The following is a 13,482-nucleotide window of genomic DNA, read 5'->3' as shown; positions in this document are numbered from 1 at the left end:
AAGGTATGAGCATTTGGTTCAATGGAGAAATCGTAGAAGACAATCTGGCTACAGCCTCAGTTCTGAGCCATGGTCTGCATTACGGCACGTCGGTATTTGAAGGGATCCGGCTGTACCAAGGCAAAATATTTCGATTAGAGGAGCACAGTGTCAGGTTAAAAAACTCAGCTGAATTGCTGGGTTTTGAGATCCCCTACAGCGTTGCAGAAATAAATGACGCCATTGAACGACTGATCCAGCACCAGCAATTGTTGGACGGTTACATTCGACCCGTCGCATGGCTTGGTCATGAATCTCTGGCGCTAAACGCCCCCGGTAATAAGGTCCATCTGGCAATAGCAGCATGGGATTGGCCTGAACTATTTGACGCTGAAAAAAGACACCAGGGGATCACCATGACGCTGAGTCCCGTGATTCGTAATCATCCTAAAGCTGTGCCAGTGGCCGCAAAAGCAGGTGGAAATTATCTCAATTCCTGCTTGGCAATGCAGCAGGCTCGCAAAGCAGGTTTTGATGAAGCGTTGCTGACTGATTACGAAGGCTACGTGGCAGAAGCAACAGGCGCCAATATCTTTTTTGTGAAAAATGGGGCTTTAATCACTCCGGAGCCAGACCGTTTTCTCAATGGTATCACCAGGCAAACTGTGATCGAATTAGCCAGAACACTTGGCCTTGACGTCATAGCACGGCGTATTTCCGTGCACGAACTTGCAGATTTTGAACACGCATTTTTAACAGGAACGGCCTATGGCGTTCTCCCTGTTAGTCAGATCGACAACCTCAACTATCAGCCATCAGAGATCACTGCGGCTGTGATTAAACACTATCGCAATTTATGTCTTGCCTAAATTAACTGAAAATTTTGGAATCAATATAATGCAACAAGAAAAGCTCGTTATCCATACACTGGGACCCCAAGGCACCAACTGCGAACTTGCGGCCACAACTTGGTTTAAAGAATTAAATATTGAAGGTAAGGTGGTTCTACACCCTACTCTGGAAATTGCGGCTCAAGAAATAAAAGACAGCAAACATGATCTGTTGTTAGGTTGTGCCGTTTATCCGGATCTGCATAAATTGGTATTTGAGAATCTGATCAATTTTAAACTGGTGGACTCTTTTATCATGCCAACCATTGATATGGTGTTTGCCTCCAGAGGACAAGATCAGCTGGAAACTTATGCCACCCATCCGGCACCAGCCAGTTTAGTGAAAGATTTATCACCTGTGTATGCCAACAGCAATGCGGCAGCAGCTTCAGCTTGTGCATCGGGACAAGCTGATGCCTGCATAACGACTTTGTCTGCAATGCAAAGCCATGGTTTAACCATGATTAAAAACTTTGGACCTGTGCCCATGTGTTTCACAGTTCACTCGTCCCATCAGTTTACTTTGCCCAAACAAAACAGTTAACGAGGTTCAGATGAAAACAATCTTACATACATCTGGTTCGCAGTTGGCTGATTTGACCAATGAGCTCAGAGAGCTGCAAGATACCAAAGGCAGAATTATAGCGCAGCCAGCACATGCATTACTTCTGTTGAAGAGTATCTCTTCTGAACTGCAGGTTTTGGCAACGCTGCTAAGCCTGCAAAACTATGCAGATGCTATTTGCCTTGATATCCAAAATTGGATTCAGGCAGGCTTAGACTCAGTACCTGATTTCAGTAATACCCGTTCACAGTTTGTGTTGCCTGCAGATAAAGCCTGGACCTTTTTCTTTGGACCATATCTGACAGCAAATGCCGGGGTAGATCGTGGTTTTCGTTGTGAGTTTTTTCTATCGTTCAGAGATGAACCTCAAGTTTGCCACCCTTTGTATCTGAAGTATCCTCACCCCAAAAATATTTGTCAGTCTACCCGGCTTCTGACCGCCAGCAGAGGTTTTTTCGCCGGTAACTCCATTGTCTTTTTCCCGGAAAACATCAAATGTAACCACAAGCTGGAACGTCAGCATTTTGCATTGTTTTTTTTCAACAAATTTGAATGCATCTACCGCAGTATCACGATTCCCAAAGTGCTGGAACTGTTTGGTACACAGAATGCAATTTTTGACGGCCAGGAGTGGTTGTCTCCACAGCTGAATACTCAGGAATTTTATGAAGCCCGCTGTATTTGGGGCTATCTGCATGATTATTTTCATCACAAAGGACCACGACCTTTTGATGAACATTTGCACCTGAAGATCAAGTGGGAAGTGGGTTTACTGGAAGAAATTAAAACAGACTGCCAAACCATCTTAACTTTGCTTACGGATACGGACATAGCCTTCCATCGCGAAATTGTGGAATTCATCTTTTTTGAACGTTTATTACGGTATCCACAACAAGCAGATGCTGAATCCAATTTTGACTCAGGCACAGGGATCTTTTTGTTGGAGTGGCTGTTACAGCATAACGCCCTTGAGTTTGACTTGAGCAATATGAAATCCACACTGGGCTGGGCAAAAATACAAAGTTGCCTGCAGAAACTGGTCACAGAGATCCTGGCTACAGAAGCTCTGCCGGAGAACGACTATGTAACCAAAGCCCGGGCCTTGGTTGGACAGTATTTACGTCTGGAAACGTCAGGCAAAAAATATCTTTTCCACAACTACCATCACCAAATTTACCCTCCGGTTACTGACCGTCAGGAAATTGATTTTAATCATGTGGCTCTGTATTAAGGATAAATTCCATGAAAATCGCGATAGTAGAACCTATAGGATCCGGTGCAGCTTTAGTTATAGCAGCGACCCAGTTGGGTTATGAAAGTTATGTTATTTCTTACAATAAAGATGACCGTAAGTTGCCTGCATCTGTCGTGCAGAACGCCAGTCACATTATTGAAGTTGACACTAATAACAGCACAGATTTCGAACAGGTGATCAAAGAGCTGCACCAACAACAGCAACTGAACGGTCTGATCAGTGGTAACGAATATTATGTGCCCGCCACTGCGAAACTGGCCCACAGCCTGAATCTTAACGGTATCAATCCTGAAGTGGTGGATACCTTAAGACATAAACACCTGATGCGGCAATCATTGTCAGATCACGGTCTGCGCAGTGTGTCTTATACATTCATTGAATCCGAACAGGAACTGGAGCAAGCCATTGCAAAAGTTCCATTGCCAGCAGTGCTGAAACCCACTTCAGCCGCAGGCAGCGTACATGTTACACGGGTAAATACTCTGAATGAACTCCGTGCTGCTTACCTGAAAGCACAGCAGGACCAACGTAAGGAGCTGGGTCATGAATTGGGGCGTCGTATGTTGCTGGAATCCTACATCCAAGGTGATGAATTCAGTGTCGACGGTTTCATTGTTAACGACACCATCAATATCCTTTCCATCACCAAAAAGCAGCTGGACAAAGAACCCTACTTCGTGGAAATCGGCCATATAGTGCCCTTTCCGGTTCCTGAACAGCTTCAGCACCAAATTGAAACTTATGTGAAAGATGTGATTGCGAGCATAGGCCTGAACATTGGGCCTTTTCATGCAGAAATCCGGATTAGTGAAGCAGGTCCAGTACTGATTGAAATTGGCGCCCGACTACCAGGAGACAAAATCGTTGAATTGATCCGCTTATCAAAACAGGCAGATTTAGCGTCTCTGGCTATACAGATGTATTGCAATCAACCTGTTCAGGTGAAGTTCCTTGGAACTGGTTATAGCGGCATTGCCTTTTTTATAGCCCCTGAATTATCGGCTTTGTCCGCTATTCATGGTGTAGAGCGCTTATCCAAAATTGAAGGTATGGTTGAATACCAAATCACCAAAAAAGTCGGTGAATCCATCCCTGAAGCCACCGACTACCGTTGCCGCCTCGGTTTTGCCCTTATTCATCACAACAGCTTTGAACAATTGATGGCCAGCCTGCAGGCAGCCAGACAAGCCGTTAATTTTCACTAGGACGAATTATGAATATTCTGATATTGCACCGTATTCCCTACCACTACATCAGGTATGCGGAGTCTGTAGACCATCATAAACACCGGGTGTACTACGTCGGAGTGCAGAGTGCACTGGACACTATTCCTGTAGAGCTCAATTGTATAAAAATAGCCAGACTCGGTGTACAGGCTGTTGCGCAAGAAGTTCTGAGCACAGTTGCCGGACTCGGGATTCAATTTGACTTTGTGATCTCGTTGTCAGAATACGAACTGATGGAAGCAGCCAAGGTCCGTGAAGCACTTGGAGTAAAAGGACCTAGTGTAGCTCAGGTTGAAAAGGTGCGTAACAAAGTGGTGATGAAAGCATGTGTTGCACAACATCAGCTTGCTGTTCCCGCTTTTATGAGCTTGCAGCAGTGGGCTGATCATTCAGAACCATGTTTCCGTAAACAGATTAACATCATTCTGAAACCTGTAGACGGTGCCTCATCGGAAAACGTTATAAGGTATGGATCCGAGCAGGAGCTACGTTCGGCGCTAAGCAACAGAAAGACGGGGATCGCACAACTGGATCAACCTGAGCCAAATTATAACGGCTATCAGGTTGAAGAGTTTATTGATGGGCCCATCTGCCATTTTGACGGCTTAATGCATGCCGGTGAATTACAGATCATCACTGCAGGCCGTTACATCAATACATTATTGCAGTACGCCAATGGCCAACCCTGTGCTTCAGTGCAGTTTGACCTGACGGAGCAACAAATCCAATGGGTAAAGCAAGTCCTGAATGCTGTTGATATTCAGCAAGGTGCTTTCCATCTGGAAGCTATTATGCATCAAGGTGAACTGGTTTTTCTGGAAGTAGCTAACAGAGCTGGAGGAGCTCGCCTCATTCAAACCTTTGAGTTACAAACAGGTATTCATCTGCCTTCCGCAGAATTGGCTTTTCTGATCTCAGGTCAAAACCAACTTAAAGCTCGAATGGATCGAGAGTTTAAGTATAGTTGGATAATTTTCCCTGGCCATCATTATGGGTTTGAGTATTGTCAGGTGCATGGCTCAGAGCACCTTAATAACTACTCCGGCCTGATTGAAATGAATCTGTTACCGCCCACGCAGAAATTGCCGACTCATATCAGCTACCTTGAAAGTGCAATTCCGTTTGCAGCTTTGATCAAAGCCCCCAGTACTGAACTGTTAGAGCAAAAGGTACTGCAGCTTTTTAACACAATAACTATAACAGCCCAACACTAGCACCATAGTGAGGGCAGAAACTGACTGGAGCAGTTATGCAAAACAAAGCAAGGTTCATGTGGGGATTACCAACAGACGGAGGCCAAACGGCTGCGGGCAAAGCAATCAGTATGGGGTCCTTTGATCTGGACTCAATGATTGAATATGTGAATAAAGCCGAGGGTTTTGGTATTGAAGCTCTGCTGATGGGTGTCGGTTATCATACGCCGGACCCACTGGCAATAGTGGGCCAATTATTGGCCAACTCCAATTCAATTACTCTGATGCCAGCTTATCGAGCAGGCATTATGTCACCTACGTTATTCGTACAGATGCTCAATACATTGTCAATTCATGGTGGTCAGCGCCTGGCGTTGAATATGCTTGCTGGGATATCTCCTGTTGAGCAGAAGTACTACGGCGATTTCTTAACTCATGATCAGCGTTATCGTCGTCTTGACGAATTCATCGGGATTTGTCAGCAGTTTTGGCAACAAAATGGACCCGTAGATTATAAAGGCGAACATTATCATATTGAAAAAGGTCAACTGACGTTGCCTTATCTGAATAGACAAAATCCAGAGCTTTTTTTAAGCGGAAACTCTGATATATCAAGGGATTCTGCAATTAAGCACCGAGCGACCTGGTTGCGTTATTCAGATACTGCCGAAAATATTGCTCTGTCTGCGGCTCCAGCTATAAATCAAGGAATTGATGTAGGGATCCGCATGTCAGTGATAGTGCGGCCCACAAGGGCTGAAGCTCTGAAAGAAATCGACCATATGATGAGTGGTGCAGATCAGGAGTGGAAATCTGTCTTGCAGAAGTTTGTTCAAAGCTGTGATTCAACTGCAATCAAGTCTACTTTTGAACTGGCAGAAAAAGCGAAAAACGACTGGCTGAACGACGTTTTGTGGACTGGAGCAATTCCCTTCAGAGGAGGCCCAGCCTTAGCTCTTGTGGGTTCACCAGATGAGGTTGCGGCTTACATTATGGAATACAAAAAAGCAGGAGTAACTACTTTCCTGCTCTCCGGCTGGCCTCAGTTACAAGAGATGGAGTATTTCAGTCAGTTGGTCATTCCTAAAGTCAGGGCTCTGGAAGCTAAAGCCGCCCAACGATTGCCAGAATTCGCTTAGGAGAAAGAAATGGAAACACTAAGTTTAAAAGTCGTAGGACTCAGCGGCAGTTTAAATGAAAACAGCCGCACCACTATTGCTCTGCAGCAATGCCTGTCTTTTATTGAGGCTTCAGGGCATTCCACTCATCTTTTTGATTTAAAAACAAAAAACATTCCTTTTTTTTCTGAAGCTAACCGACAGGTCAGTCTGACAGCTCAGGCCATGATCGATGAAATCAGAACGGCTGACGCGCTTATTATTGCGACACCTGAATACCATGGTAGTTACAGTGGAGTGTTGAAAAATGCCTTGGACTACCTGACAAAATCAGAGGTCGAAACTAAAGCTATAGGTCTTATTGGTGTTGGGGCCGGCCAATATGGAGGCTACAGCGCTATTGATGCTCTTGCCAACGTGATGAAAACGTTGCATGGCATAGTATTACCGCTTCAGGTATCGCTCAGCAACAGTCACGTTGTGATCCAGAATAATCAGGTGCAATGCGAAAAACACTCCTATCGGCTGAAATTATTGGCAGAACAAGTGATTCATTATTCAGGAAAGCTCAGGAACCGAGCTGCGTAATCGGATTGTTTCAGGAAAATTGGAAATAAATATATGCACTCACAACTGGTCAAATACGACAATGAACAGGCTCTGGATGAATGTTTACAGCAGTTACAGCATTATCCATCTCTAGTCTCGATCAAAGAGATTAAAACGTTAAAAAAACGGGTGAAACAGGCCACTCTTGGTGGACGCTTTATTGTACAAGGAGGTGACTGTGTTGAGATGTTTTATGACTGTAATGAAAACGTTATCAATAACAAACTACAGTCAGCCGTCCTGGTAAAGTCATTGTTTGAAGTACTGACAAAAAAGCCTGTAACCTTTATTGGCCGTATTGCGGGTCAATATACTAAACCTCGTTCTTCGTTGTTTCAGACAATAAACGGGGAGGAAATGCACAGTTACCGTGGTGATTTGATAAACAGTGCTGATAGTTGTGTTGAAAAACGGAAACCGGATCCAAAACGACTGCTGGCAGGAGCTCATCATGCTGCTATGACGCTTAATTACATGAGAACTACACTGGCCAGTTCTGAACAGTCTTTTTCACTGGATTTGTTTCCCTGGGTTAAAGAACTAACTCATGAACTCGAACTTGATGCCGAAGCCATTCAACAGAACTACGCTCAAGGGCGTAAACAAAGCCTTATTGATCAGGATGAATTTGAATTATTCACCAGCCACGAAGCCTTGAATTTACATTATGAGCAGGGCTTTGACAAAGAAGGCAAAGACGGCCTCAAGTACAACTGTTCTGCTCATATGCTCTGGATTGGAGCCAGAACATTGACTCAGGACAATCCACTTGTTCACTATCTGAGCCAAATAGAGAACACGATTGGATTGAAAGTAGGTCCTGATATAGACCCTGAAGATTTGATTAAAATTATTAACACACTGAACCCGAATCGGGATCTGGGGAAACTGGTACTGATTGGCCGCTTTGGCGTCTCAGAGTATCAGTCACGACTGCCCAAAATACTGGCTGCTCTGAACGAGGCTGATATAAAAATATGTTGGTTATCAGACCCAATGCACGGTAATACTTTTACTACAACGCAGGGGATTAAAACTCGTTGCTTTAATACCATGCTGTCCGAAAGTTCGGGTATGGCGACTCTGTTAGATCAACATCAAAATCATTTAGGCGGGCTGCATCTTGAGTTTACTGGCTGCGCTGTCACAGAATGTATTAACGGCCACTTTGTAGTCTCTGAACAAGATTTGCACAAGAACTATTCGAGTGCTATCGATCCCCGATTGAACCAACAGCAGTTTGTTGAGTTTATTCTTCGTATGGCGAAGCATATCCAGTCATTTGAGGCCTTTGATTATTGTGAGGACCAGTTTGCACAGGAATTGTTTACCAGTTACCGTCAAGATATTGATGATATAGATGACCATTTGATTAACTTACTGGCAACACGACGTAAGCTAAGCAGAGCAGTAGGTGAACTGAAGTCCGCATTAAACATTAATATCTTCGACCCAAAACGAGAAAAACAAATTCTGGTAGAGCTTATTGAAAAAGGACAGGCAAAAGGATTTAACCAGCAATGGCTGGAAAGATTGTTCCTGGAAATTTTTCAGGATTCCAGAGCCATACAGTCAGCCGTACCGGGCAGTTTGAAAACCGTGGGCTGATAGGTGGTTCTATGTTAAGTAGGGATTCTGCTGATTTCAAGTGTTGAGACGAGAGTGTTAAAACGTATTTGACTAGCCTCCTTGGACAGAAGAATGCCAATTACCAGTCTAGCTGACCACAATCACAAAACTACGGTGCATATTCCACAATGATGATGCCCAGCTACAACTGCTGTAGCTGGGTTTAGCGTAAATTGTGAAGAGGTGAACTATACCGCAACAAGGTCGTTAACCTGGGATAACTCAGTTTATTTTCAAGCAGAATGATTGTGTTTCTCTATGATAAACAGTCAATTATGTAGAATATTTCGCATACTACCGGTGACTTACTTACGTAAAAAATACAAACATCATCTATAAGCTTATCCATCGGCCCTCTGCGCGATTGCGTTGATTGTGTTCAAGCGATCAGTGACGAAGAGGGCTTTTGGTCCAATATCTTATTCCGGCAGGAGGTTAATTACTGTCCCCCTGGTAACGCTGCTGATATTTATCATGTAATTGTTTATGTCGGCTGTTTAAATCCACAGCACGGCCATCAATCCACATATACCGAACCTTGTGCCCCAGATAATCAAAAATATCACCATCAGACACAACCAGAGTGGCAGCTTTACCCACTTCTATACTACCGATTTTATCAGCTACACCAGCAATTGCCGCAGCATCAAGTGTAACAGAACGTAACGCCTGCTCCGGACTTAAGCCATAGCTAATAGCTTGTCCTGCAGCAAAGACCACATTACGGGTATCCCAATAACCATCCAGTGATAATGCAAACTTCACACCTGCTTTTGCAAGCTGGGCCGGTGTTTGGAATGACTGACTGGTCGCTTCGTCTGCACGTTCTGGGATGCCATAAGGGGAGGTATAGATCACAGACACATTAGCTGCCGCCAGTTGTGGCGCAATACGCCATGCGTCACGACCTCCCACTATCGTCAGCGCAAAACCATACTGCTGGGCAAACTTCATCGCTTGTTCAATCTGACGCTCGTCATTGGCATGCACAAAGACTGGCAATTCACCTTTAAATACCGGGATCATGGCCTGCCAGCGTGAATCGACAGGCAGTTTAACGCCATCGCCCACAGCTTGTGCATAAGCTTTGGCTGTCTTGAAGTAGCCTTCAAGCTCCGACATGGCTTTCTGACTGGCTTTTCGGATCTCTTCCGGCTTTTGTGGACGCCATGGGTTTGGCATCACATCAGCCCGTGGCCATTTGATATGCAAAGCCACAGAATCGACCACTGTCGCATCCTTCCAGTTCCAGGCGTCCAGTTGCATCAACGCCGACTGGCCCATCAGTAAAGCGCCATTTGGATACACCAGCGTGTAACTAAAGCCATTAGCGCGAATCGTAGGTACTACTTCAGAGTCGGCGTTGTAGGCCACCTGGGCTTTGATATCCGGGTTGGTCTGAGTGACTTCAGTGGTGTCGTCGGTAGAGCGTACCGCTTCAATCTCGGTTAAACCCAACTGATTGGCTAAAGCGACCAGGCCAGGATAGAGTTGCTTGCCTTGTAAAGACAACACCTGTGCACCAGCAGGCACAGCTAAATCTGTGCCTATAGCACTAATTTTACCGTCCACCAGTAACACATCTGTGTCTTTTAATACGCCATTAGTCACTGTGTGCACAGTGGCATCCTGCAATAGTATGGCTTGGCTTTGTTTAGGTGCAGGTGCTATATCGTTGGCCTGTGCTGTTAGGCTAAGCGCTGCAGTCACCAGTAAAAGCCCGTGAAAGCCAAAGTAATTGGAGTTGCAGCGAGGCGACAAATGATTGAGACCCCAGGAGCATAGTCGTCCTATGTGACTGGGGCGAGAGAGTGCAGTCAACAATGCTGCGGCTTCAAGTACGAAGGGTTTTGAGAATTTCATTGATGACTCCATTAATGCTGGTGATCAAAAGCAAGAGATAACACGTCATGGTTATCTTCACAGTGCCAAACCGGGTTGTTGGCTTTGTACGAAGCACCAGAACCTGCTTTTTCGTCATCAGAAGATTGCAACACCTTCTGGATCAACTGTTGTTTTTCACTGGCCACCTGTTGTTGCAATTGCTCGTCTTTCGTCAGTTGGTAATAAGGTGCACCTTCAATCCAGGTTTGCTGAGCACGGGCGTACACAGACAATGGATGGGCAGACCATAAGACGAAGTCGGCCTGCTTGCCCTCTTCAACTGAACCTACTTTGGCATCAATTTTTAACTGCTTCGCTGGATTAATAGTCACCATATTCAGTGCTTGTTGCTCATCCATGCCACAGTAGACTACTGATTTAGCAGCTTCCTGATTCAGGCGACGTTGTAAGTCCGGGCTATCTGAGTTGACGCTGACCAAAACACCTTGTTGTTGCATTAAACAAACGTTGGTTGGAATCGCATCCTGTACTTCCATTTTATAAGCCCACCAGTCAGCAAAACTGGACGCGCTGGCACCATGGGCCTTCATCTCGTCTGCCACTTTGTAGCCTTCAAGAATGTGCGTAAAGGTGGTGATGTTAAACCCCATCTCGTCGGCTAATTTGATAATCATCAGAATTTCAGAGGCAACATAAGAGTGCACATGGATAAAACGTTCTTTATCTAAAATCTCAACCAGAGCTTTCAAACGGTAATCCACTCGTGGCGGCGCAGTTTTGCTTTGCTCTGAGCCGGATAAATCTTCATAGTCAGCCCACTGCGCTTTGTATTCTTTCGCAGCCTGGAAGGCGTCACGGATGATGGTATCGACACCGCTACGGGTTTGTGGGTAACGGGTGACAAAGTCTTCCCCCCAGTTGGACTGTTTGACGTTTTCACCTAAAGCAAACTTGATGCTTTCTGGTGCACCTTTAAATTTCAACTGGTCTGAATTATCCCCCCAACGCAGCTGGATAATTTGCGCCTGGCCACCAATAGGATTGGCGCTGCCGTGCAACAACTGAGCTGTAGTAGTACCACCAGCTAAACCGCGGTAAATATTAATATCGTCCGCATCTAATACATCGCCGATACGCACTTCTGAAGTGACAGCATCTGAGCCTTCGTTCACCCCCTGGTCAATGGCGATATGCGAGTGCTCGTCGATAATACCGGCCGTTAAGTGCATGCCAGTAGCATCAATCACAGTAAAGCCTGACGGAGTGGATAAGTTTTTGCCAATTTTGACAAACTCACCGTCTTCCACCAGTACATCGGTATTTTCTAACTTACCTGCTTTCGCTGAAGTCCAGACTGTGGCGTTTTTAATATGCACATTTTGTTGTTTGGCTTTTTCAATCACACCAAAAGCCCGGTTAGGCGTGGTTAGTTTTGACATTAACACTGGTTTTTCGTCAGCTTTTTTCTTATCAGCTTTGGCGACCAAAGGTTGTTGCAGGCTGCTGATGGCAAGAATATTGCCCTCAGCCGTCACTAATTTGCCTTGCAAAGTCTTGCCTTTAAGTTCGCCGCTAAACTGTGCTACACCAGAACCTTGCCCCAGAGCTTTTAAATCCACTGTAAATTGCAGCTGATTTTTTTGCACAGCCACATGATTCAGCTTGCTGGTTTTATCACCCAGTTTCACCGAACCTTCGACTGAGCCTTTTTTGTCCGTCAGCTCTAATGGCAAGCTGCTGCCATTCACAGCAAGCTGATAAGTGCCGGCAAAAACGGGTAAATCCATAGCTTTAAATTGCTGTTGCTGACCACGAACCCAGGTCGCCACTATTTCGCCATCAGCAAATAAATCACCTTTACTGACCACTAAATCGGCTTGATAGCCCACAGCAATTTTACCAATCTGGCTATCCATACCCAACCATTTGGCAGGTTCAGTCGTCAGTGCAGCTAAAGCTTTTTGCTGGCTTAAGCCATAAGACACAGCTTTGCGTAGGTTAGGCCAGAATTGCTCTGGTTTTTCCAGTTTATGCATGGTTAACGTAAAAGGCACTTTGGCTTGCTCTAATACCGCCGCATTGGATGGTGCTCTTTCCCAGTGACGCAATTGTGCCAATTCAACATCCAGTTGATCGTTCAACTGCTGCACAGCAGGAGCGGCCGGGAAAGCCAGAGGTAAAATTAACGGCCGGCCTGTGGCTTTGACTTGAGCAATACGGCTGTATTCATAACCTGACGCCACCAATGCTGCTTTATCCAAACCAAATTCTTTTAATACCTTATCGGCACGTAACAAGGCCTGGTCGTCTGTGGCTTCAAATACCACACCCTGAGTTTTTAATTGGCTTAAGGCCGCTAAATCGGCATTAAATTCAATAGCCTGATTATAAAAACGCCAGTTGCCTTTGCCATAGGCCTGACTGTACCAGTTGGCATCCGCCAAGGTTTGACGAATAAGGGCTATGCTACCCATTAAAGAGGATGGATAACTTTGTACTGAAGTACCTTTGCTAAAGGCCATAAACTGGTTGGCCTGAGCCTGCATCACTGCTTCATTCGGCAAACCGGGTAGTAATGAGGTTACAAAAGCCTGGCCACGGAAAATACCGTCAAAACGAGCGGATTGTACTGTGGTAAACCCCTGTTGCTGGTAGCTTTTTGCTTGTTTAGCGTCAGGTTTGAATTCGTTCACCCACTGCTGGCGGGCATGAATGGCAGCATTGCTGGCATTGCCACCTTTGCGATCGTTGGTGTAATTCGGCTTGCGGCCAAACTCAAAGCCATTGCCCTTATCGGCTTTAGGTAAGCCGTATTGGCTGTATAAATCGATAAAACCCGGATAAATAAAATAACCGCTGGCATCGATCGTCTGATAGCCGGCAGGTACATCGGCTTTGTTTTGTATTTTACTTATTTTGCCGTTGCTAATCAGTACTGTGGCATTATCCAGACGTTTACCTGGTTCAGTGATGACGGTGGCGTTAGTCAAAGCGTATAACTGTGGGGATTTATCGCGTATGCCTTGTACCGGCGTGGTTTGATCCGCCGAAGCTGCAGGCAATAGCGCGCAAAGCATTGCCGTACTGCACAAGGACAGTCTTAGTTTGATCATGGATGTTTCCTGGTTTTATTGGGGTATTGCCCTGCGCGTCGCGTTGATGCAAGCAAGCGA

The 13,482-nt window shown here is 45.4% G+C and carries 10 protein-coding genes; 8 read left to right on the top strand and 2 right to left on the bottom strand.

From position 1 onward, the window contains the following. Positions 1 to 5: 5 nt before the first annotated feature. From LSG34_RS06005 to LSG34_RS05970, 8 genes are read left to right on the top strand one after another with little or no spacing between them, the layout of a single operon-like run. A complete protein-coding gene (locus LSG34_RS06005; RefSeq protein ID WP_233007919.1) occupies positions 6 to 848 on the top strand; it encodes a branched-chain amino acid transaminase in 843 nt (280 codons plus the stop codon). A 28-nt stretch (positions 849 to 876) separates the two neighbouring features. Then, positions 877 to 1,413: a hypothetical protein gene (locus LSG34_RS06000; protein ID WP_233007918.1), complete on the top strand. Its 537-nt coding sequence runs from the start codon at positions 877 to 879 to the stop codon at positions 1,411 to 1,413. Positions 1,414 to 1,423: 10 nt separating this feature from the next. Then, positions 1,424 to 2,665 (top strand): DUF6421 family protein, encoded by a 1,242-nt coding sequence (locus LSG34_RS05995; RefSeq protein ID WP_233007917.1) that lies wholly within the window; start codon positions 1,424 to 1,426, stop codon positions 2,663 to 2,665. 11 nt (positions 2,666 to 2,676) lie between these two features. After that, positions 2,677 to 3,894: an ATP-grasp domain-containing protein gene (locus tag LSG34_RS05990; protein WP_233007916.1), complete on the top strand. Its 1,218-nt coding sequence runs from the start codon at positions 2,677 to 2,679 to the stop codon at positions 3,892 to 3,894. An 8-nt stretch (positions 3,895 to 3,902) separates the two neighbouring features. Continuing rightward, entirely contained in the window at positions 3,903 to 5,129 is a 1,227-nt protein-coding gene (locus LSG34_RS05985; protein ID WP_233007915.1) for an ATP-grasp domain-containing protein, read from the top strand. 35 nt (positions 5,130 to 5,164) lie between these two features. Beyond that, positions 5,165 to 6,247, top strand: a complete 1,083-nt coding sequence (locus LSG34_RS05980; protein WP_233007914.1) for an LLM class flavin-dependent oxidoreductase — start codon at positions 5,165 to 5,167, stop codon at positions 6,245 to 6,247. Between the two features lie 9 nt (positions 6,248 to 6,256). Continuing rightward, on the top strand, positions 6,257 to 6,814 hold the full coding sequence (locus LSG34_RS05975; protein WP_233007913.1) for an NADPH-dependent FMN reductase: 558 nt from the start codon (positions 6,257 to 6,259) through the stop codon (positions 6,812 to 6,814). A gap of 33 nt (positions 6,815 to 6,847) precedes the next feature. Beyond that, on the top strand, positions 6,848 to 8,443 hold the full coding sequence (locus LSG34_RS05970; protein WP_233007912.1) for a 3-deoxy-7-phosphoheptulonate synthase: 1,596 nt from the start codon (positions 6,848 to 6,850) through the stop codon (positions 8,441 to 8,443). A 456-nt stretch (positions 8,444 to 8,899) separates the two neighbouring features. On the opposite strand, the gene LSG34_RS05965 is transcribed toward LSG34_RS05970, so the two are convergent. Both LSG34_RS05965 and LSG34_RS05960 read right to left on the bottom strand, forming a co-directional pair. Beyond that, positions 8,900 to 10,174 (bottom strand): amidohydrolase family protein, encoded by a 1,275-nt coding sequence (locus LSG34_RS05965; protein WP_233007911.1) that lies wholly within the window; start codon positions 10,172 to 10,174, stop codon positions 8,900 to 8,902. Positions 10,175 to 10,338: 164 nt separating this feature from the next. Then, positions 10,339 to 13,422: an amidohydrolase family protein gene (locus LSG34_RS05960; RefSeq protein WP_233007910.1), complete on the bottom strand. Its 3,084-nt coding sequence runs from the start codon at positions 13,420 to 13,422 to the stop codon at positions 10,339 to 10,341. Between the last annotated feature and the right edge of the window lie 60 nt (positions 13,423 to 13,482).

The sequence above is a fragment of the Rheinheimera faecalis genome (assembly GCF_021290965.1).
GTDB classification, from domain to species: Bacteria; Pseudomonadota; Gammaproteobacteria; order Enterobacterales; family Alteromonadaceae; genus Pararheinheimera; species Pararheinheimera faecalis.
The sequence above is the reverse complement of the archived record's forward strand: the minus strand, read 5'-3'. Positions and strand labels throughout refer to the sequence as shown.

Bases quoted from the DNA above. Each gene is read 5' to 3' on its own strand.
- LSG34_RS05985 (WP_233007915.1), top strand. From the start codon at position 3,903: ATGAATATTCTGATATTGCACCGTATTCCCTACCACTACATCAGGTAT.
- LSG34_RS05980 (WP_233007914.1), top strand. From the start codon at position 5,165: ATGCAAAACAAAGCAAGGTTCATGTGGGGATTACCAACAGACGGAGGC.
- LSG34_RS05975 (WP_233007913.1), top strand. From the start codon at position 6,257: ATGGAAACACTAAGTTTAAAAGTCGTAGGACTCAGCGGCAGTTTAAAT.
- LSG34_RS05960 (WP_233007910.1), bottom strand. From the start codon at position 13,422: ATGATCAAACTAAGACTGTCCTTGTGCAGTACGGCAATGCTTTGCGCG.
- LSG34_RS05995 (WP_233007917.1), top strand. From the start codon at position 1,424: ATGAAAACAATCTTACATACATCTGGTTCGCAGTTGGCTGATTTGACC.
- LSG34_RS05990 (WP_233007916.1), top strand. From the start codon at position 2,677: ATGAAAATCGCGATAGTAGAACCTATAGGATCCGGTGCAGCTTTAGTT.
- LSG34_RS06000 (WP_233007918.1), top strand. From the start codon at position 877: ATGCAACAAGAAAAGCTCGTTATCCATACACTGGGACCCCAAGGCACC.
- LSG34_RS06005 (WP_233007919.1), top strand. From the start codon at position 6: ATGAGCATTTGGTTCAATGGAGAAATCGTAGAAGACAATCTGGCTACA.
- LSG34_RS05970 (WP_233007912.1), top strand. From the start codon at position 6,848: ATGCACTCACAACTGGTCAAATACGACAATGAACAGGCTCTGGATGAA.